Source organism: Streptomyces sp. NPDC040622 (genome assembly GCF_055593965.1).
In genome coordinates this window covers 1-18,542 of the sequence record NZ_JBVIXD010000026.1, presented here as the reverse complement: position 1 = coordinate 18,542, position 18,542 = coordinate 1, and the positions used below count along the sequence as shown (strand labels likewise).

Here is an 18,542-nt window from a genome sequence, read left to right as displayed (position 1 = left end):
GCGGTGGGCCGCCGTGTGACGTACGCCAACGGCCCGCGACCGGCGGCCTGATCGAGCCGACCGGGGCCGAACTCGTCCCGTGCGTCTCGACGTTCCCGCAGCTCCACGCGGCGTACGACGACGCCCCCCCCGCAGACCTGTACCTGTACCTGTACGACATCGGCGCCTGCGTCGCCCGTGCCGTCCTCGCGCAACTGCCGGGCTCCGAGCCGGGGGCGCCGGCCTCGACGTGTGCGGACGTGCGGACGTACGGACGCGCCATTGACGACCTCGTGTTCGCGTACCTAGTCTCCGTTCTCATGTATGGACAGCGCTCCGGAAGTCTCGTCATCGAAGAGGTCCGTCTCACGCCCGTCCTCGTGGCCGACCCGCCCCTCCTCAACACCCAGGGCGTGCACCAGCCCTACACCCCGCGCCTGATCATCGAGGTGGTCACCGCCGGTGGGGTGACGGGCGTCGGGGAGACGTACGGGGACGGCAAGTACCTGGAGCTCGCCCGGCCCTTCGCCGAGCGGCTGGCCGGGCACCGGGTCGACGACCTGAACGGCCTGTTCACACTGGCGGACGACGTGTCCGTGGACGCGGCCCGGGTCGACGCCTCCGTGGACGTCGGCGGGCTGCGCGGCGTGCAGACCGCCGACAAGCTGCGCCTCTCCGTCGTCTCCGGGTTCGAGGTGGCGTGCCTGGACGCGCTCGGCAAGGCCCTCGGCCTGCCGGTCCACGCGCTGCTCGGCGGCAAGGTGCGCGACGCGGTGGAGTACAGCGCCTACCTCTTCTACAAGTGGGCCGAGCACCCCGAGGGCGTCGCCTGCGAGCCGGACGCGGGGTGGGGCGCCGCGCTCGACCCCGCCGGGATCGTCGCCCAGGCCCGCCTGTTCACCGAGCGGTACGGCTTCACCTCCTTCAAGCTCAAGGGCGGCGTCTTCCCGCCGGACGAGGAGGCCGCCGCGATCCGCGCCCTGGCCGAGGCGTTCCCCGGCAGGCCCCTGCGGCTCGACCCCAACGGCGCCTGGTCCGTGGAGACGTCCCTGAAGGTCGCCCAGGAGCTCGGTGACGTGCTCGAGTACCTGGAGGACCCCGCGCTCGGCACGCCCGCGATGGCCGAGGTCGCCGCCGGCACCCGGGTGCCGCTCGCCACGAACATGTGCGTGACGACCTTCGAGGAGATACCGGAGGCCTTCACGAAGGGGGCCGTGCAGGTGGTGCTCTCCGACCACCACTACTGGGGCGGGCTGCGGCGCACCCGCGAACTGGCCGCGGTGTGCCGGACGTTCGGGGTGAGTGTGTCGATGCACTCCAACACGCACCTGGGGATCAGCCTGGCCGCGATGACCCACGTGGCGGCGACCGTGCCCGGACTCCACCACGCCTGCGACTCGCACTACCCGTGGCAGGCCGAGGACGTGCTCACCGAACGGCTGCGGTTCACGGACGGCACGGTGGCCGTCACCGACGCGCCGGGGCTCGGCGTCGCACTCGACAGGGACAGGCTCGCCGCCCTGCACGCGCGCTGGCTCGACGAGGAGTTCCGGGCGCTGCGGGAGCGGGACGACGCGGCGGCGATGCGGGTGGCGGACCCGGCGTGGACGACCCCGGCCGTGCCCCGCTGGTAGCCCACGAGGCCCGGTCGCGGGGCCGCCGCGGGTGCCACTCGCGCCGTGCCGTGCCGGGTATCCCCGGGCCTCTTGGGGGCTCGTCCGTTACGTTGCCTGCATGGTCGTACCCCTACAGCCCAGCGTCGACCCGCTGAAGGCAGCCCGCAGAGCCGGTGATCCGGACTGCGACGTCTACCTCACCGGCACGGTCTTCCTCGACATCATCTTCACCGGGCTCGACTCCGCGCCCGTGCGCGGGACCGAGTCCTGGGCCCGCGGCATGGGGTCCAGTCCCGGCGGCGTCGCCAACATGGCGACCGCCCTCGCCCGGCTCGGCCTGCACACGTCGCTGGCCGCGGCCTTCGGCGACGATCACTACGGGGAGTACTGCTGGGACGCCCTCGAACAAGGGGAGGGCATTGACCTCACCCCCTCACGGACCGTGGCCGGCTGGCACTCCCCGGTGACCGTCTCCATGGCGTACGAGGGCGAACGGACCATGGTCAGCCACGGCCACGAGCCGCCGCCGGACGCCGACGCGCCGGACGGCGGCGCCCCGTCGTGCCCCCCGCGGGCCCGGGCCGCCGTCGCCTCCCTGACGCCCGGCGCCCGCGCCCCCTGGATCGCGCAGGCCGCCCGCAGCGGCACACGGATCTTCGCCGACGTCGGGTGGGACGACACCGGGCGCTGGGACCTGGCGGGCCTCGCCGACCTGGCGCACTGCGAGGCGTTCCTGCCGAACGCGGAGGAGGCGATGCGCTACACCCGCACCTCCTGCCCGCGGGCCGCGGCCAGGGCGCTGACCGAGCACGTGCCGCTCGCGGTGGTGACGCTGGGTGCCGAGGGCGCGTACGCGGTGGACGGGCGGACCGGCGAGACGGCCGAGGTGCCCGCCATCGAGGTCGCGGCGCTCGACCCCACCGGCGCGGGCGACGTCTTCGTCGCCGGCTTCGTCACGGGGACGCTGGCGGGCTGGCCGCTGGCCGACCGCCTCGCCTTCGCGGGCCTGACGGCGGCGCTCTCCGTCCAGGAGTTCGGCGGGTCCCTGTCCGCGCCCGGGTGGGCGGAGGTGGGGGCGTGGTGGCGCCGGGTGCGGGAGCTCGACGGGCAGGACCCGGTGGCGCTGCGGCGCTACCGCTTCCTGCAGGACCTGCTCCCGGCGGCGAGCCGCCCCTGGCCCCTGCGCCGTGCCGTCCCCACGATCGGGTTCCGCTCGGCCTGAGGGACGCCGCGTAAAAGTCCTACGGCACTGACAGTGCCGCGACGTACTCTTGGCAGTGCAAGGCTGTCGAGCGGCCACCAAGCCCCGCACGAGGAGGATGAGCAGGCCTTCAGAGCCGGCCCATGACTCAGACACCCACCACTCACACCGACGCGCAGGACCAGGCCCGAGCCCACTTCGCCGTCCCGGCGAACCACCCGATGGTGACTGTCCTCGGCTCCGGCGACGCTCTGCTGCGGGTGATCGAGAAGGCCTTCCCGGCGGCCGACATCCACGTCCGGGGCAATGAGATCAGCGCCGTGGGCGATGCCGACGAAGTCGTCCTGATCCAGCGCTTGTTCGATCAGATGATGCTGGTGCTCCGCACCGGTCAGCCGATGACGGAGGACGCAGTGGAACGCTCGATCGCCATGCTCAGGGCGGACGAGAACGGCACCGGCGCGGAGGAGACCCCCGCCGAGGTCCTCACACAGAACATCCTCTCGTCCCGCGGCCGCACCATCCGCCCCAAGACCCTCAACCAGAAGCGGTACGTCGACGCGATCGACAAGCACACCATCGTCTTCGGGATCGGCCCCGCGGGCACGGGCAAGACCTACCTCGCCATGGCCAAGGCCGTGCAGGCCCTGCAGTCCAAGCAGGTCAACCGCATCATCCTGACCCGGCCGGCGGTCGAGGCGGGCGAGCGCCTGGGCTTCCTGCCCGGCACGCTCTACGAGAAGATCGACCCGTACCTGCGCCCGCTGTACGACGCGCTGCACGACATGCTCGACCCCGACTCGATCCCGCGCCTCATGGCGGCCGGGACCATCGAGGTCGCCCCGCTCGCGTACATGCGCGGCCGCACGCTGAACGACGCGTTCATCATCCTCGACGAGGCGCAGAACACCAGCGCCGAGCAGATGAAGATGTTCCTCACCCGCCTCGGCTTCGACTCGAAGATCGTCATCACCGGTGACGTCACCCAGGTCGACCTGCCGGGCGGTACGAAGAGCGGCCTGCGCGAGGTCCAGCAGATCCTCGACGGCGTGGAGGACATCCACTTCTCACGTCTCACGTCCGGCGATGTCGTCCGGCACAAGCTGGTCGGCCGTATCGTCGACGCGTACGAGCAGCACGACAGCCGCGACGGGAAGTAGACCAGCACCACCATGTCGATCGACGTCAACAACGAATCCGGAACAAGGGTCGACGAGCAGGCGATCCTCGACATCGCCCGCTACGCACTCGCGCGGATGCGCATCCACCCGCTCTCCGAGCTCTCGGTGATCGTCGTGGACGCCGACGCCATGGAGCAGCTGCACATCCAGTGGATGGACCTGCCCGGGCCCACCGACGTCATGTCGTTCCCCATGGACGAGCTGCGGCCGCCCATGAAGGACGACGACGAGCCCCCGCAGGGCCTCCTCGGCGACATCGTGCTCTGCCCCGAGGTCGCCACCAAGCAGGGCGAGGACGCCCCGACGCAGCACTCCATGGACGAGGAGCTCCAGCTCCTCACCGTCCACGGGGTGCTGCACCTGCTCGGGTACGACCACGAGGAGCCCGACGAGAAGGCCGAGATGTTCGGCCTGCAGGCCGCCATCGTCGACGGCTGGCGCGCGGAGAAGGGCCTGACCGGCCCGTCCCCGGCGCCCACGGTCTCCTAGCGCCATGAGTCTTCAACTGATCGCGGGCGCGGTCGCCCTGGTCGTCGTGGCCTGGCTCGCGGCGTGCGCGGAGGCGGGCATCGCCCGGGTCTCCAGCTTCCGCGCGGACGAGGCGGTCCGCTCCGGGCGGCGCGGCAGCGCGAAGCTCGCGCAGGTCGCCGCCGACCCGACCCGCTACCTCAACGTGGCGCTGCTCGTGCGGGTGGCGTGCGAGATGGCCGCGGCGGCCCTGGTGACCTACGCCTGCCTGCAGGAGTTCGACGAGACCTGGCAGGCCCTCGCGGTCGCCATCGGCGTGATGGTCCTCGTCAGTTACGTCGCCGTGGGGGTCTCCCCGCGCACCATCGGCCGCCAGCACCCGCTGAACACGGCGACCGCCTCGGCGTACGTGCTGCTCCCGCTGGCCCGCGTGATGGGCCCGATCCCGCCGCTGCTGATCCTCATCGGCAACGCGCTCACGCCCGGCAAGGGCTTCCGGCGCGGCCCGTTCGCCTCCGAGGCGGAGCTGCGCGCGATGGTCGACCTCGCCGAGAAGGAGTCGCTGATCGAGGACGAGGAGCGGCGCATGGTCCACTCCGTCTTCGAGCTCGGTGACACCCTCGTCCGCGAAGTCATGGTGCCCCGCACGGACTTGGTGGCGATCGAGCGTTTCAAGACGATCCGGCAGGCCCTCACCCTCGCGCTGCGCTCCGGCTTCTCGCGGATCCCCGTGACGGGGGAGAGCGAGGACGACGTCGTCGGCATGGTGTACCTGAAGGACCTGGCGCGCAAGACGCACATCAACCGCGACAGCGAGTCCGAGCTGGTGTCGACGGCGATGCGTCCCGCCACCTTCGTCCCGGACACGAAGAACGCGGGCGACCTGCTCAGGGAGATGCAGCAGGAGCGCAACCACGTGGCCGTCGTGATCGACGAGTACGGCGGCACGGCGGGCATCGTCACCATCGAGGACATCCTCGAGGAGATCGTCGGCGAGATCACCGACGAGTACGACCGCGAGCTGCCGCCCGTGGAGGAGCTCGCCGACGGCTGCTACCGCGTGACGGCGCGGCTCGACATCGGTGACCTCGGGGAGCTCTTCGGCCTCGACGAGTTCGACGACGAGGACGTCGAGACCGTCGGCGGACTGCTCGCCAAGCAGCTGGGCCGCGTGCCGATCGCGGGCGCCTCCGCGGTGGTGCCGCTGCCGGACGGGCGGGAGCTGAAGCTCACCGCGGAGTCCGCGGCCGGCCGTCGCAACCGGATCATGACCGTGCTGGTGGAGCCCGTCGGGGTCGTCGCGGGCGACGCGAAGAAGCCGGGGGAGTCCGGGTGACGCCCGAGGACCTGCGCGCGTTCTGCCTGTCCTTCAACGACGCCGTGGAGGACTTCCCCTTCACGCCGGAGACGTCGGTCTTCAAGGTGGCGGGGAAGATGTTCGCGCTCACGGCCCTCGACCGGCACCCGCTCACCGTCAACCTCAAGTGTGAGCCGGACATCGCCGACCGGCTGCGGGCCGCGCACCCGGAGATCGTGCCGGGCTGGCACATGAACAAGCGCCACTGGAACACCGTCTCGGTCGACGGCGCCCTGCCGGAGCGGCAGATCAGGGAGCTCGTCGAGGACTCGTACGACCTGGTGGTCGCGGGACTGCCACGGGCGGAGCGGCTGCGGCTCGACCGGCCCTGAGGGGCGTACGCGGCCCGGGGCGCGCCCCGCGAGAGTGTCCCAACAGCCCCTCGCCATCGAGGTGGTGGGGCGGCAGAATGGAGGGGTGGGCGGACCCGAAACGCTCCCACTCCGGGCTGCCGGCCAAGGAACTCGGAGTGGAAACGTCGTGCGATGGCGTTCGCCGCGGCTGGCCCCGGCCTTCAGGCCGGGGCCAGTTCCCTTGTCACACGTGGAGCACCCACCTGTCGATGATCTGCTGGATCACGAAGACGAGGCTGGCCCCCTGAGCCGACAGTGCGACCCAGTCGGTCCACGTGCGGATGGTGCGGCGCCCGTCCGGCTTCTCGGCCATCGGGCTGTTCTCCTTCCTGGTTCCACGCGAGTCGTGGATACCGCGGCGAGCCACGAACGGGTGGCGCCAGGAAGAGGGAACTGACGGATGACGGCACTCGATGGAGTGGGTCAGTGCCGTCCTGGTTCCGATCTCAACCTCCTTGCGGCGATGGTCAGTTGAGCAGGCTACCCTCTGCCATATCGTAGCCCGCACGTTGCGACATGGGTAGTACTGTCGGATACCTCGCCGAAAGAAGGCTCGCCAAGTGCGATATAGCTATCCGTGAACTGTCGGCCCGTCCGGCCCTGTGCGGTTGCCGCGTCGCGGGATCTCGGGTCTTCTGGCAGTGGCGTGAACTGTCGTCCCGGAAGGTCTCGATGAGTAAGCTGCTAGTCTGCTATGTTGCACCTCGCACGGTCCGGTTGGGGGTGAAGCCATCATGAGCGCGCCAAGTGCGGCACTTCAGCGGCTGCGGCTGCGCACAGAGCTCCGCAAGGCGCGCACCGCCGCCGGGCTCACCCAGCGACAGGTCGCCGCCAAGATGGAGTGGAGCCCCTCCAAGCTGATCCGGATCGAGGCCGGCGAGGTCGGCGTCTCCGTCAACGACCTGAGGCCCCTGCTCGACGCGTACGGCATCCGGGACCGCCGCAAGATCGAGGAGCTGCTCGATCTCGCGCGGGGCAGCCGCAAGATGCCCTACACCGAGTACCGCGACCTGTACAGCAAGGAGTTCCTGAACTTCCTCGCCCTGGAGTCGTCCTCGTCGATCGTCCGGACGTACAACTCCCTGCAGGTGCCCGGTCCGTTGCAGACCGAGGAGTACGGCCGGGCCATCATGCGGGCGTACGACAAGGGTCTCGCCGACGAGGTGATCGAGCGGGCCGTCGAGGTCCGGCTCTCCCGTCAGGAGACGCTCACCTCCGGCGAGCGCGAGGTGTTCTACATCCTCGACGAGTCGGTGGTGCGCCGCCACGTCGGCGGACGCGGTGTCATGCGGGCCCAGCTGGAGCGGCTCGCCGAGCTGGCGGCGCTGCCCAAGGTGACCATCCAGATCCTCCCGTTCAGTGTCGGCGCGCACCCCGGGATCCAGGGGCCCTTCACCCTCTTCGAGTTCGAGGCCGACGAGATGCCGGACTCGCTCTATCTGGAGAACCCGCGCGGCGACTCCTACAGCAGTAACGCCCCGGAGGAGAGCGGGCGTTACCTGGAGCGGTTCTGGGAGCTGGAGGACCTCGCCATCAAGGAGCGCACGGCCGAACTGCTGCGGATCCTCGCGACCCGTGTCGAGGAGGGTGCCGACGATCTCGCACGGCTGCTCCCCCTCGCGGAAACGGAGTGACGCTCCCTCAAATACCCCTGGTCGGCGGGACCTTGGCGTGAAACCGGTCGTTCAGATCTGTATGACACGCCGTTATCCTGGAAGAGGTGCTACGTGCCTCTGCACCAGCCGTGTCGGCTGGCCTTCCGCACCCGGGGTGGAGGAAGAAGCGTGGGCAGCACATGGGCATGGCGCAAGAGCAGTGCGAGCGGTGCTTCCGGTGACGACTGCGTGGAATTCGCCTGGACCGGCGACGCCGTCCTGGTCCGTGACTCCGCACGGAGCGGGGGCGCCGTCCTGGAGGTCGGCCCCGACGCCTGGGCCGCCTTCCTCCCCTCGGTCGTCCGCCGCCCGGCTCAAGACGTGAGGCCGGCCCGCCCCTGACAGGGACGGGCCGGCGCCCGGCGAGATGTCACACCCGGCGGCGCCCGCCGAGCCCCACCGCGATCGCGGCCGCCGCCACGAGCACCACCGCCGCGTCGATCAGGAGGACCGTCCGCGTGCCCGCGAGGAGGTCGGTGCCCGTGGTCGCGAGGACACCGAGCAGCGGGATCCCGATGGTGATGCCGACCTGCTGCGTGGAGGTGACGAGGCCCGTCGCCAGACCCTGCTCCTCGTCGGGGACGCCCGAGGTGACCGTCACGCCGTACGAGACGATCGCGCCCAGGTGGAACATGCTCGCCACCGACACCCCGGCCGCGGCCAGCCACACCGACCCGCCGCCCTCCCCGATGCCGAGCAGCGAGGCCACGAACAGGCCCTGGCCGAGCAGCGAGCCGACCAGCGTGCGGCGGGCGCCGAAGCGGCCGATGACCTTCGGCGCGTACATCCCCGCGACCACCGACAGAACGCCCTGCACGCCGAAGACCAGACCCGTGCGGAACGCCGAGAGGTGCAGGATCTCCTGGAGGTAGAGGGTCAGCACGAAGACGACCGTCGACATCATCGAGAAGGTGACGAGACCGCCGAGGTTGCCCCACGCCACCGTGCCGCGGCGCAGCATGGGCAGCGAGACGAGCGGCGCCGCCGCACGCGACTCGACGTACCCGAAGGCCGCGAGCAGGAGCGCGCCCGCCACCAGCGTGACGATGACGTCCGCGCCGCCGAAGCCGCGCTCGGCCGCCGTGGAGAGGGCGTAGATCAGGGCGAGCAGACCGCCGGTCACCGTCACGGCGCCGGGGATGTCCAGGCGCGGGCGGTCCGGGTTGCGGGACTCGGGCAGCAGGCCGGGCGCCAGCGGCAGCACGATCAGGACGAAGAGGGTCAGCAGGCCCATCGTGGAGCGCCAGCCGAGCGTGTCCGTCAGGACCCCGCCGAGCACCATGCCGACCGTGAAGCCGAGCGAGAGCAGCGTGCCGGAGATGCCCAGCGCCCGGTCGCGCTGCGGGCCCTCGGGGAACGTCGTCGTCAGGAGCGACATGCCCGTCGGCACGATGGCCGCCGCGCCCACGCCCTGCAGCGCCCGCCCGGCGAGGAACGACGCCGGGTCCCACGCGAACGTGGCGAGGAGCGAGGCCAGGCCGAAGAGCGCGAGGCCCGCCAGGAACAGCTTGCGGCGCCCGAAGAGGTCGCCGGTCCTGCCGAAGAGCAGCAGGAATCCGCCCGAGGGCAGGGCGAAGGCGGTCACCGCCCACTGCAGCGCGGACTGGCTCATGCCGAGGTCGGCGCCGAGCACGGGCAGCGCCACGTTCAGCACCGAGAAGTCCAGCGCGACCATGAACTGTGCGGCGCACAGCACGAAGAGGACGAGCTTGTCGCGGGGGGAGAGCTTGGGGTTGTGCGGTCGCGGCGCCGGTGGGGCGGCCTGGGGGGAGGGGGCAGTGGTGGTGTCGATCGCCATGGTCAAGAGCTTGTCCCGGGCGGAATATCCGTGGGGAGCGGGAACTTATGCTGGTGGTCGGAACACCAGTCAGGGCTTGGGGGAGCGCCACATGACAACAGCGTCGTCGGTCTCTGCGCAGGGCGCGGACGCCTCGAAGGCGCATCGCCTCGGGGAGCTGCGGGAGTTCCTGATGAGCCGGCGCGCACGGATCAGCCCCGCGGAAGCGGGACTTCCGGACGGCGGGGCGCGTCGGCGTACGCCAGGACTGCGCCGTGAGGAGGTCGCCGTGCTCGCCGGCGTCGGGGCCTCCTGGTACCAGTGGCTGGAGCAGGGCCGCGACATCTCCGTATCCCCGCAGGTACTGGACTCCGTGGCGCGCGTACTGAAGCTGAGCGGCGCCGAGCGGCGTCATCTGTACGTCCTGTCCGGGCTCAACCCGCCGCCGCCCGAGGTCGCCAGGGACGACCAGGCCATGTGCGAGGGGCTGCACCGGCTCATCGACGCCTGGCTGCCGTATCCGGCGCACATCATGGACGCCTACTGGAACTGCGTCATGTACAACGACGCGGCCGCGTCGGTGCTCGGCATGCGCTCGGAGACCTCCGACAACTGCCTGCTCACCTTCTTCACCGACTCCATCTACCGCTCCCGCGCCACCAGTTGGCAGCGCAACGCCCCGCAGGTCGTGGCGATGTACCGGGCCGCGTGCTCGGAGCACCCCGACGACGGCGGGTTCGCCGCGGTGATCGCCGAGGCGAAGTCGGTGAGCGGGGACTTCGCCGAGCTGTGGGAGCGGCGGGACATCCTGCCCGGCGGGCAGATCGCCAAGGAGATCGAGCACCCCGTGGTCGGGGCGCTGTTCCTGGAGTCCACGCAGCTGAAGGTGCCGGCCAGGCCCGATCTCACGATCGTGCTGCACACGCCGATGCCGAACGCGGAGGCGGACACGGCGGGGAAGCTGGCGTGGCTCGCCTCGCCCGAGGGGCGCCGCGGGTCGATCCATCCGGTGGCGGGGTAGCGGGGCGTGCTCCGTATGCTCGGGGCATGACTGAGAGCGCCGCGCTGGATCCCGAGGACCGCAAGATCGTCACCCTGGCCCGTTCCGCCCGCGCCCGCAACGGGGTGCCCGAGGGGGCGGCCGTGCGGGACGAGACGGGACGCACGTACGTCGCCGGGACGGTCGCGCTCGACTCGCTCCGGCTGTCCGCGCTGCGGACCGCGGTGGCGATGGCGGTGGCGTCCGGGGCGGAGTCCTTGGAGGCGGCGGCGGTCGTCTCCGACGCCTCGGAGGTCGACGGGCAGGATCTGGCCGCCGTACGGGACCTCGGCGGGGCCGGGACGCCGGTCTTCCTGGCCGGGGCCGACGGGGAGGTCCGGGAGCGGGTCGAGGCGGGCCGAGGCCGGGCCTGAGGCGCTCTCTTCCCCGATCGCGGGACCGTTCGGCGCGTCCGGCGATCGCGGACGAACCCGGCGGAGCCGGTGATCGGCCGAGCCCCGTGCCCGCCGTTCGCCCGAGCGGAGGTCACACCGCGTCGGGGCCCCGTTCGCCCGTGCGGACGCGGATCACCGTTTCCACCGGGACCGACCACACCTTCCCGTCGCCGATCTTGCCGGTGTGCGCCGCGCGAACGATCGCGTCGAGGACCGGGTCCGCGTCCGCGTCGTCGACCACTACCTCGACGCGGACCTTCGGGACCAGGTCCACCTGGTACTCCGCGCCCCGGTAGACCTCCGTGTGGCCGCGCTGGCGGCCGTAGCCGCTGGCCTCGGTGACGGTGAGTCCGTGCACACCGAGTTCCTGGAGGGCCGTCTTCACCTCGTCCAGACGGAACGGCTTGATGACCGCGGTGATCAGCTTCATGCGGTGGGGTTCCCCTTCTTGACCGAGGTCTTGACCGAGGCGGAGCCCACGGGGCTCACCAGGACGCCGTGATCGTAGGCGCTCTCCGCGTGCTGTGTCTGGTCCAGGCCCGTCAGCTCGTCCTCGGCCGACGCCCGGAAGCCGACGAGCTTGTCGATCGCCGTGCCGATGCCGTACGTGAGGGTGAACGTGTACGCCGCCACCGCGACGACCGCCACCGCCTGCTTGCCGAGTTGGCCGGGGCCACCGCCGTGGAACAGGCCCTCCTGGCCGCCCGCCGTCATCGTGGCCGTCGCGAACAGGCCGATCAGGAGCGTGCCGACCACCCCGCCCACCAGGTGCACGCCGACGACGTCGAGGGAGTCGTCATAGCCGAGGCGGAACTTCCACGCGACCGCGTACGAGCAGACGACGCCCGCCGCGAGACCGATCACCGCCGCCCCCACGATGTCGACGACCCCGCACGACGGGGTGATCGCGACCAGCCCCGCCACCGCGCCCGACGCCGCGCCGAACGTGGTGGGGTGGCCGTCGCGCCGCTGTTCCACGAAGAGCCAGCCGAGCAGGCCCGTGCAGCCCGCGACCAGCGTGTTCAGGAGCGAGGCGGCCGCCAGGCCGTTCGCGCCGAGCGCCGAGCCGCCGTTGAAGCCGAGCCAGCCGAACCAGAGCAGGCCCGCGCCCATCAGGACCATGGGGAGGCTGTGCGGGCGCATCGCCTCCTTCCTGAACCCGATGCGCGGGCCGAGCACCAGGCACAGGGCCAGGCCCGACGCTCCGGAGGCGATCTCCACGACCAGGCCGCCGGCGAAGTCCAGGGCGCCGAGGGAGTTCGCGATCCAGCCGTCGGGACCCCACACCCAGTGCGCCACGGGAACGTATACGAGCAGCGTCCAGACCGGTACGAAGACCAGCCAGGCCGCGAACCTGGTGCGGTCCGCGACCGCGCCGCTGATCAGCGCCGCCGTGATGACCGCGAAGGTGAGCTGGAAGGTGGTGAAGAGGAGGGTGGGGACCGTGCCGGTGAGGCTGTCCGGGCCGATGCCCGCCATGCCGACGTGGTCGAGGCCGCCGATCAGGCCGGCGAACGAGTCGTCCCCGAAGGCCAGCGAGTAGCCCGCGACCAGCCAGACCACGGTGACCAGGGCGATCGCCACGAAGGACATGAGCAGCATGTTCAGGACGCTCTTCGTGCGGACCATGCCGCCGTAGAACAGGGCGAGGCCCGGCGTCATCAGGAGGACGAGCGCGGTGGCCGCGAGCAGCCAGGCGGTGTCGCCCGTGTCGAGGTGGGGGGCGGCGGAGGTCGTCATGGGGGGAGAGCGTCACGCGCGCGCGTTTCGTATCGGGCACCCGCGGGTTTCCGCCGTGTTTCGTGTTGCGCGGGGGTTTCCGCGGACGCACGGGACGGGTCCCGGGGCGCGGCGGCGAGGACCCGCGGGCCGGGCGGTGCGGCGGGGCTCCCGGGATCAGGGACAATGGGCGCCATGAGCGTTCGTACCCCGTCATCAGCCGAGCCGTCCGAGGCCGCCCACCGGGCCGGCTTCGCCTGCTTCGTCGGCCGCCCCAACGCGGGCAAGTCCACCCTCACGAACGCTCTGGTCGGCAAGAAGGTCGCGATCACCGCGAACCAGCCGCAGACCACGCGGCACACCGTGCGCGGCATCGTGCACCGGCCGGACGCCCAGATGATCCTGGTGGACACCCCCGGCCTGCACAAGCCGCGCACGCTCCTCGGCGAGCGGCTCAACGACGTCGTGCGCACGACGTGGGCCGAGGTCGACGTCATCGGCTTCTGCCTGCCCGCGAACGAGAAGCTCGGCCCCGGCGACCGGTTCATCGCCAAGGAGCTCGCCTCCATCAAGAAGACGCCGAAGATCGCGATCGTCACCAAGACGGACCTGGTCGACAGCAAGACCCTCGCCGAGCAGCTCATCGCCATCGACCAGCTCGGCGCGGAGCTCGGCTTCGAGTGGGCCGAGATCGTGCCCGTGTCGGCCGTCGGCGACCAGCAGGTCGGCCTGCTCGCCGACCTCATCGTGCCGCTGCTGCCCGAGGGCCCCCCGCTCTACCCCGAGGGCGACCTCACCGACGAGCCCGAGCAGGTCATGGTCGCCGAGCTGATCCGCGAGGCCGCGCTGGAGGGCGTGCGGGACGAGCTGCCGCACTCCATCGCCGTCGTGGTCGAGGAGATGCTGCCGCGCGAGGACCGGCCGGCCGACAAGCCGCTGCTCGACATCCACGCGTTCGTCTACATCGAGCGGCCCAGCCAGAAGGGCATCATCATCGGCCCGAAGGGCAAGCGCCTGAAGGACGTCGGCATCAAGTCCCGCAAGCAGATCGAGGCGCTGCTCGGCACGCCCGTCTTCCTCGACCTCCACGTGAAGGTCGCCAAGGACTGGCAGCGGGACCCCCGCCAGCTCCGCAAGCTCGGTTTCTGAGGGATCACCGCAAGGGGCTGGCCCGCTGCGCGGCGCCGCCTCAGTCCACCCCTCTGATCCGCGTCACCAGGACCGCCCCCGCAAGCCCGATCACCGCCGCCGCCAGGTACAGCGTCCGGTAGCCGCCCAGGTACGTCACGATCGGGGCCGCCAGCGCGGGGGCCGCGACCTGGGGGAGCGAGTTGGCGATGTTGATGACGCCGAGGTCCTTGCCGCGGTCCATGGCCTGCGGCAGGACGTCCGTCATCAGGGCGAAGTCCACCGACGTGAAGACGCCGAAACCGATGCCGAGGACCGCGGCGGCGACGATCGCGCCGGGCCAGGTCTGCCAGAGGGCGAGCAGTCCCGTCGCCACCGCCATCAGCACCCCCGACCAGATCACGAAGGGCTTGCGGCGGCCCACCCGGTCCGACCAGGCGCCGCCCACCACGACGGTGGCGAGCATCGTCACGCCGTTCACGGCCGTCAGGATCAGTACGCCCTCCTCGGGGTCCGCGTACCGCAGGCGGTCGCGCAGGAAGTACAGCAGGTAGAGCAGCACCACCGAGTTGCTGACGTTGATCAGGAAGCGGGTCAGCCAGGCCCAGGCCAGGTCGGGGTGGCGGCGCGGGCTCAGCCAGAAGCCGGCCAGGAACTCCCGCCGGTTCCACGGCGGCCGGTCGGCGGCGGACAGGCGCAGGTCCCGGTGGCGTACGACGTGGGGCAGCACGCCCGCCACGGTGAAGAGCGCGCAGGCCGCGTACCCGGTGACCGTGCCGCCGCCCACCGTGGCCAGGCCCGTGCCGACGACCACGCCGAGCAGCTGCGCCGCGCCGAGCCAGCCGCCCACCGAGCCCCGCTGGCCGCGCGGCACGCGGTCGGGGACGGCGGCGGTGACCGCGGCGAAGGCGGCGTTCAGGGTGAGCTGGACCAGGCACCAGCCCGCCGCCATCCACCACACCGAGCCCGCCGCGGAGAGCAGCAGCAGTGCGGCCGCACCGCCCGCCGTGCCCGCCACGATCCACGGGGTGCGCCGGCCCAGGCGGGAGACGGTGCGGTCCGAGAGCGCGCCGAAGAGGGGGTTCGCGGCGAGGGAGACGACCGCGCCGACGCCCGTCACCCAGGCGAGCACGGTCTCCTTCGACGTGCCGGCCGGGGCCAGTTCCTCCGCCTGCAGGGCGAGCAGGATCTGCAGCGGGCCGTACCAGCCCACCCAGATCGCGCCGTTGGCGACCGACAGCGACGCCGTCCAGCCGCGGCCGACGCGTTCGGTCGGCTCCCGCAGCGCGGTGGCGGTCATGGGCGCCGCGCCCGCAGGGCCTCGCGCAGCCAGTGGTACGACGCCTTCGGGGTGCGCCTGAGGGTGTCGTAGTCGACGTGGACCAGGCCGAAGCGCTGCCGGTGGCCCTCCGCCCACTCGAAGTTGTCGAGCAGCGACCAGACGAAGTAGCCGCGCACGTCGACGCCCGCGTCCAACGCCCGGTGCAGCGCCCGCAGATGACCGTCCAGATAGGTGATCCGCTCCTGGTCGTCCAGGCCGTCGTAGCTGCAGCCGTTCTCGGTGACGACCAGCGGCGGGAGGCGGTCGCCGTAGCGGTCGCGGAAGGCGGTGAGGAGTTCGGTGAGGGATTCGGGGACGACCGGCCAGCCGAAGTCGGTGACCGGATAGCCCTCGATCTCCCGCGGGGAGAAGGGGAGTTCGGGCGGGAGCGTGACGCCGGAGAACTCGGCGGCCGTGCCCTCGGGCGGCGGGGCGCCCACCTTCGTCGGCTGGTAGAAGTTGATGCCGTACCAGTCGAGCGGCTCCGCGATGACCTTCAGGTCGGCTTCGAGGCCGGGCGAGGGCATCAGCTCGCCGAAGCCCTCCGGGTAGCGGCCGAGCAGCAGCGGGTCCGCGAAGAGGCGGTTGAGGAGTACGTCGTAGAGGTCCGCGGCGGCCAGGTCCTGTGCCGTGTCGGAGGCGGGCCAGGTCGGGCCGTGCGAGTTGGCGATGCCGATGTCGCGGGCGCCCGCGGCGCGCAGCGCCTGTACGGCGAGGCCGTGCGCGAGGAGCTGGTGGTGGGCGGCGGGCAGTGCGTCGAAGAGGAGCCGCTGACCGGGGGCGTGCTGGCCGAGCGCGTGGCCGAGCAGGGTGTGTTCGGCCGGTTCGTTGAGGGTGATCCACTTCGTGACGCGGTCGCCGATGCGGGCCGCCACCACGGCCGTGTACTCGGCGAAGCGTTCGGCGGTCCGCCGGTCGAGCCAGCCGCCCGCCTCCTGTACGACCAAGGGGGTGTCCCAGTGGAACAGGGTGGGGACGGGGCGTACGCCCGCCGCGCACAGCTCGTCCACGAGGCGGTCGTAGAAGTCCAGGCCGGCCGGGTTCACCGCGCCCGCGCCGGCGGGCAGCACGCGGGGCCAGGAGACGGAGAAGCGGTAGGCGTCCACCCCGAGGTCGCGGACGAGCGCCACGTCCTCGCGGTAGCGGTGGTAGTGGTCGCAGGCGACCTCGGCCGTCGTGCCGTCCTTCACGTTCCCCGGCACGGCCGTGAATGCGTCCCAGACCGAGGCGCCGCGCTCGTCGACGGCGCCCTCGATCTGGTGGGCCGACGTGGAGACGCCCCACAGGAAGTCGCGGGGGAACGGGGGGATGGGCTCTCTCGCCGGTGACGCCGCACTCGCTGCCATGGGCGGGATCCTCCGTACCGGCCGGTACGGAAGTCAATGGGCGTGCGGAAAGAAGATGAACAAAGCTCAGGTTTTTACGAGCCCTGCCTCTACGAGCACCTCTTCACGGACCCTGCGCTACGAGCCCTCCTTGAGTACGCGCGTGATCAGCTTCCGCTGCGGCTCCGTCAGCCGCGGGTCCGAGCAGTACACCGTCCGCCCGTCCACCGTCAGCCGGTAGTTGAAGCCGTCCGGCACCCCGATGGCCGGGGCGCTCCCTCCCTCCTTCAGGGCCTCATCGGCCAGTGCGTGCCACTCCGGGGCATCGGCCAGCTGCGAGGTGTCCACCTCGGCATGCCGGTCGATGCCCGCGAATCCTCCGGTCCGCTCCACCTGGATACGCATGGGTCCTGTCTACTCCACCGGATGGGCGGCCGAAAGCACGGCGTCAGCCGTCGGTGGCCGGCACCTTCACCGTGGACCACGCGTCGATGACGGCCTTGAGCTCGTCGCCGTCGCCGTACTTGGCGCGCGCGGCGGCGACCGTCAGCTTCGCGAAGTCCGTGAAGGACGCGTCCTGCGCCAGCTCGCCGCCGGTCAGGACGGCGTACCAGATCTGCCCGGCCCGCTCCCACGAGTGGCCGCCGAGCGCGTCGGCGGTGAGGTAGAACGCGCGGTTGGGGATGCCGGAGTTGATGTGCACGCCGCCGTTGTCGCGGCCGGTCTTCACGAAGTGGTCCATGTCGGCGGGCTGCGGGTCCTTGCCGAGCACGTCGTCGTCGTACGCGGTGCCGGGCTCCTTCATGGAGCGCAGCGCCTTGCCCGTGACGCGCGGGGCCAGCAGGCCCGCACCGATCAGCCAGTCGGCGTCGGCGACGGTCTGGCCGAGCGTGTACTGCTTGATCATCGAACCGAAGACGTCCGCGAGCGACTCGTTCAGGGCGCCCGGCTGGCCGAAGTACGTCAGGTTGGCCGTGTACTGCACGACGCCGTGGGTGAGCTCGTGGCCGATGACGTCCACGGGGATGGTGAAGTCGAGGAAGATCTCGCCGTCACCGTCGCCGAACACCATCTGCTCGCCGTTCCAGAAGGCGTTGTTGTACTCCTCGGAGTAGTGCACGGTCGCGCTCAGCGGCAGACCGTTGCCGTCGATGGAGTTGCGCTCGTACGACTTCTGGTAGAGCTCGAAGGTGGCGCCGAGGCCCGCATACGCGCGGTTGACGGTGGCGTCCTTGCCGGGCTTGTCGCCCTCGCCGCGCACCTTGCGGCCAGGGAGCTCCGTGCGGTGCTTGGCGTCGTGGATCGTGCGGTGCGGCTTGCCCTCGGTGGCTTCCTTGGGCGCCGAGACGGAAGGGGCGCCGACGACGGTGGTCAGGCGGCGCTGGGTGCGCTCGAAGGCGTCCCGCTGGAGGGTGCGGCGGGCGGGCGCGGCGAGCGTGGGGTCCTGGCTCTGGGCGAGGGTGTCCAGGACGTGCGGCGGAATGATCGTGCAGAAGACGGGCTCGAAGCCCGCTCGGTTGGCGGTCATGGCGGCAATGTGGCACTGGGTCATGCCATTGTCACTACCTGCAACCATGATTAGTGAAATAGAGGTATTGATCACCTCTTGGCCGTTACCTGGGCGCGATCCCGCATACTGATACGGGCCCGCGCGTCACGGGCGTCTCGGCTAGGCTGCGGTACATCATGCGATTCGGGCTGCTTCTCCTTAGCTGCCGCGGCGAGGGCCTGTAGTCGAGGCCGACCCCCTCCCCGCGGAGTTTGGTGTTGCGCCAAGACCGTCGGCCGTCCCTCTGCCCAGGACCACCTTCGCAGAGGATCCAGCGGACACCCTCCGAGGAGCCCACGCATCATGCCGAACTTTCAGCGCCCCACATCCCTGCCCGTTCACAAGTACGGGCGGTACGAGCAGGTGGACATTCCCGACCGGACCTGGCCGGACCGGCGGATCACGGTGGCGCCGCGCTGGCTGTCCACGGATCTGCGGGACGGCAATCAGGCGCTGATCGATCCGATGTCGCCGGCCCG

Annotated in this window: 19 protein-coding genes and 1 pseudogene; 12 read left to right on the top strand and 8 right to left on the bottom strand. The window is 71.3% G+C overall.

The genetic code is table 11. The features are described 5' to 3' along the window. Positions 1 to 299 precede the first annotated feature (299 nt). From ACZ592_RS38850 to ACZ592_RS38825, 6 genes are all read left to right on the top strand, one after another. Entirely contained in the window at positions 300 to 1,613 is a 1,314-nt protein-coding gene (locus ACZ592_RS38850) for a glucarate dehydratase family protein (protein ID WP_471586477.1), read from the top strand. Between the two features lie 100 nt (positions 1,614 to 1,713). Continuing rightward, positions 1,714 to 2,817: a carbohydrate kinase family protein gene (locus ACZ592_RS38845; protein WP_471586476.1), complete on the top strand. Its 1,104-nt coding sequence runs from the start codon at positions 1,714 to 1,716 to the stop codon at positions 2,815 to 2,817. Positions 2,818 to 2,939: 122 nt separating this feature from the next. Then, entirely contained in the window at positions 2,940 to 3,956 is a 1,017-nt protein-coding gene (locus ACZ592_RS38840) for a PhoH family protein (protein WP_471586475.1), read from the top strand. A 12-nt stretch (positions 3,957 to 3,968) separates the two neighbouring features. Further along, complete coding sequence (ybeY, locus tag ACZ592_RS38835; protein WP_471586474.1) at positions 3,969 to 4,466, top strand: rRNA maturation RNase YbeY; 498 nt, start codon at positions 3,969 to 3,971, stop codon at positions 4,464 to 4,466. A gap of 4 nt (positions 4,467 to 4,470) precedes the next feature. Further along, positions 4,471 to 5,781, top strand: coding sequence for a hemolysin family protein (locus ACZ592_RS38830; protein WP_471586473.1), 1,311 nt, complete (start codon positions 4,471 to 4,473; stop codon positions 5,779 to 5,781). Continuing rightward, positions 5,778 to 6,134, top strand: a complete 357-nt coding sequence (locus ACZ592_RS38825) for an MmcQ/YjbR family DNA-binding protein (RefSeq protein ID WP_471586472.1) — start codon at positions 5,778 to 5,780, stop codon at positions 6,132 to 6,134. The genes ACZ592_RS38830 and ACZ592_RS38825 overlap by 4 nt, the downstream gene beginning before the upstream one ends. Before the next feature lie 205 nt (positions 6,135 to 6,339). Here ACZ592_RS38825 and ACZ592_RS38820 read toward each other — a convergent pair whose 3' ends face one another. After that, on the bottom strand, positions 6,340 to 6,468 hold the full coding sequence (locus ACZ592_RS38820; protein WP_471586471.1) for a hypothetical protein: 129 nt from the start codon (positions 6,466 to 6,468) through the stop codon (positions 6,340 to 6,342). A 421-nt stretch (positions 6,469 to 6,889) separates the two neighbouring features. Between ACZ592_RS38820 and ACZ592_RS38815 the strand changes: the two genes are divergently transcribed. Both ACZ592_RS38815 and ACZ592_RS38810 read left to right on the top strand, forming a co-directional pair. Then, a complete protein-coding gene (locus tag ACZ592_RS38815) occupies positions 6,890 to 7,789 on the top strand; it encodes a helix-turn-helix domain-containing protein (protein WP_471586470.1) in 900 nt (299 codons plus the stop codon). Between the two features lie 150 nt (positions 7,790 to 7,939). Then, positions 7,940 to 8,152 (top strand): DUF397 domain-containing protein, encoded by a 213-nt coding sequence (locus ACZ592_RS38810; RefSeq protein WP_471586469.1) that lies wholly within the window; start codon positions 7,940 to 7,942, stop codon positions 8,150 to 8,152. A 28-nt stretch (positions 8,153 to 8,180) separates the two neighbouring features. On the opposite strand, the gene ACZ592_RS38805 is transcribed toward ACZ592_RS38810, so the two are convergent. Further along, on the bottom strand, positions 8,181 to 9,608 hold the full coding sequence (locus tag ACZ592_RS38805; protein WP_471586468.1) for an MFS transporter: 1,428 nt from the start codon (positions 9,606 to 9,608) through the stop codon (positions 8,181 to 8,183). 91 nt (positions 9,609 to 9,699) lie between these two features. Here ACZ592_RS38805 and ACZ592_RS38800 point away from each other — a divergent pair, with 91 nt between their 5' ends. Beyond that, entirely contained in the window at positions 9,700 to 10,608 is a 909-nt protein-coding gene (locus ACZ592_RS38800; RefSeq protein WP_471586467.1) for a helix-turn-helix transcriptional regulator, read from the top strand. A 26-nt stretch (positions 10,609 to 10,634) separates the two neighbouring features. After that, complete coding sequence (locus ACZ592_RS38795) at positions 10,635 to 11,000, top strand: cytidine deaminase (protein WP_471586466.1); 366 nt, start codon at positions 10,635 to 10,637, stop codon at positions 10,998 to 11,000. Positions 11,001 to 11,112: 112 nt separating this feature from the next. Here the strand turns inward: ACZ592_RS38795 and ACZ592_RS38790 are convergent, their stop codons facing one another. Both ACZ592_RS38790 and ACZ592_RS38785 read right to left on the bottom strand, forming a co-directional pair. Then, positions 11,113 to 11,451, bottom strand: a complete 339-nt coding sequence (locus tag ACZ592_RS38790) for a P-II family nitrogen regulator (RefSeq protein ID WP_471586465.1) — start codon at positions 11,449 to 11,451, stop codon at positions 11,113 to 11,115. Further along, positions 11,448 to 12,761: an ammonium transporter gene (locus ACZ592_RS38785; protein ID WP_471586464.1), complete on the bottom strand. Its 1,314-nt coding sequence runs from the start codon at positions 12,759 to 12,761 to the stop codon at positions 11,448 to 11,450. Before ACZ592_RS38785 ends, ACZ592_RS38790 begins: the two co-directional genes overlap by 4 nt. 165 nt (positions 12,762 to 12,926) lie before the next feature. Between ACZ592_RS38785 and era the strand changes: the two genes are divergently transcribed. Next, positions 12,927 to 13,889: a GTPase Era gene (era, locus tag ACZ592_RS38780; RefSeq protein WP_471586463.1), complete on the top strand. Its 963-nt coding sequence runs from the start codon at positions 12,927 to 12,929 to the stop codon at positions 13,887 to 13,889. A 40-nt stretch (positions 13,890 to 13,929) separates the two neighbouring features. Here era and ACZ592_RS38775 read toward each other — a convergent pair whose 3' ends face one another. The 4 genes from ACZ592_RS38775 to ACZ592_RS38760 form a co-directional block, all read right to left on the bottom strand. Next, entirely contained in the window at positions 13,930 to 15,168 is a 1,239-nt protein-coding gene (locus ACZ592_RS38775) for an MFS transporter (RefSeq protein ID WP_471586462.1), read from the bottom strand. Beyond that, complete coding sequence (locus tag ACZ592_RS38770) at positions 15,165 to 16,535, bottom strand: GH1 family beta-glucosidase (protein WP_471586461.1); 1,371 nt, start codon at positions 16,533 to 16,535, stop codon at positions 15,165 to 15,167. The genes ACZ592_RS38775 and ACZ592_RS38770 overlap by 4 nt, the downstream gene beginning before the upstream one ends. 117 nt (positions 16,536 to 16,652) lie before the next feature. Then, positions 16,653 to 16,919: a protealysin inhibitor emfourin gene (locus tag ACZ592_RS38765; protein ID WP_471586460.1), complete on the bottom strand. Its 267-nt coding sequence runs from the start codon at positions 16,917 to 16,919 to the stop codon at positions 16,653 to 16,655. Between the two features lie 43 nt (positions 16,920 to 16,962). Then, on the bottom strand, positions 16,963 to 18,042 hold the full coding sequence (locus tag ACZ592_RS38760; RefSeq protein WP_471586459.1) for a M4 family metallopeptidase: 1,080 nt from the start codon (positions 18,040 to 18,042) through the stop codon (positions 16,963 to 16,965). A gap of 324 nt (positions 18,043 to 18,366) precedes the next feature. On the opposite strand from ACZ592_RS38760, the pseudogene ACZ592_RS38755 reads away from it, so the two are divergent. After that, positions 18,367 to 18,542 (top strand): annotated as a pseudogene (locus tag ACZ592_RS38755) (2-isopropylmalate synthase); the annotation flags it as partial.

What these genes read in the sequence shown, in the direction of transcription:
- ybeY (WP_471586474.1), top strand. Translation starts at nt 3,969, where the DNA reads ATGTCGATCGACGTCAACAACGAATCCGGAACAAGGGTCGACGAGCAG.
- ACZ592_RS38785 (WP_471586464.1), bottom strand. Translation starts at nt 12,761, where the DNA reads ATGACGACCTCCGCCGCCCCCCACCTCGACACGGGCGACACCGCCTGG.
- ACZ592_RS38845 (WP_471586476.1), top strand. Translation starts at nt 1,714, where the DNA reads ATGGTCGTACCCCTACAGCCCAGCGTCGACCCGCTGAAGGCAGCCCGC.
- ACZ592_RS38850 (WP_471586477.1), top strand. Translation starts at nt 300, where the DNA reads ATGTATGGACAGCGCTCCGGAAGTCTCGTCATCGAAGAGGTCCGTCTC.
- ACZ592_RS38790 (WP_471586465.1), bottom strand. Translation starts at nt 11,451, where the DNA reads ATGAAGCTGATCACCGCGGTCATCAAGCCGTTCCGTCTGGACGAGGTG.
- ACZ592_RS38770 (WP_471586461.1), bottom strand. Translation starts at nt 16,535, where the DNA reads ATGGCAGCGAGTGCGGCGTCACCGGCGAGAGAGCCCATCCCCCCGTTC.
- era (WP_471586463.1), top strand. Translation starts at nt 12,927, where the DNA reads ATGGGCGCCATGAGCGTTCGTACCCCGTCATCAGCCGAGCCGTCCGAG.
- ACZ592_RS38800 (WP_471586467.1), top strand. Translation starts at nt 9,700, where the DNA reads ATGACAACAGCGTCGTCGGTCTCTGCGCAGGGCGCGGACGCCTCGAAG.
- ACZ592_RS38775 (WP_471586462.1), bottom strand. Translation starts at nt 15,168, where the DNA reads ATGACCGCCACCGCGCTGCGGGAGCCGACCGAACGCGTCGGCCGCGGC.
- ACZ592_RS38815 (WP_471586470.1), top strand. Translation starts at nt 6,890, where the DNA reads ATGAGCGCGCCAAGTGCGGCACTTCAGCGGCTGCGGCTGCGCACAGAG.
- ACZ592_RS38765 (WP_471586460.1), bottom strand. Translation starts at nt 16,919, where the DNA reads ATGCGTATCCAGGTGGAGCGGACCGGAGGATTCGCGGGCATCGACCGG.
- ACZ592_RS38830 (WP_471586473.1), top strand. Translation starts at nt 4,471, where the DNA reads ATGAGTCTTCAACTGATCGCGGGCGCGGTCGCCCTGGTCGTCGTGGCC.
- ACZ592_RS38805 (WP_471586468.1), bottom strand. Translation starts at nt 9,608, where the DNA reads ATGGCGATCGACACCACCACTGCCCCCTCCCCCCAGGCCGCCCCACCG.
- ACZ592_RS38760 (WP_471586459.1), bottom strand. Translation starts at nt 18,042, where the DNA reads ATGACCGCCAACCGAGCGGGCTTCGAGCCCGTCTTCTGCACGATCATT.
- ACZ592_RS38840 (WP_471586475.1), top strand. Translation starts at nt 2,940, where the DNA reads ATGACTCAGACACCCACCACTCACACCGACGCGCAGGACCAGGCCCGA.
- ACZ592_RS38820 (WP_471586471.1), bottom strand. Translation starts at nt 6,468, where the DNA reads ATGGCCGAGAAGCCGGACGGGCGCCGCACCATCCGCACGTGGACCGAC.
- ACZ592_RS38795 (WP_471586466.1), top strand. Translation starts at nt 10,635, where the DNA reads ATGACTGAGAGCGCCGCGCTGGATCCCGAGGACCGCAAGATCGTCACC.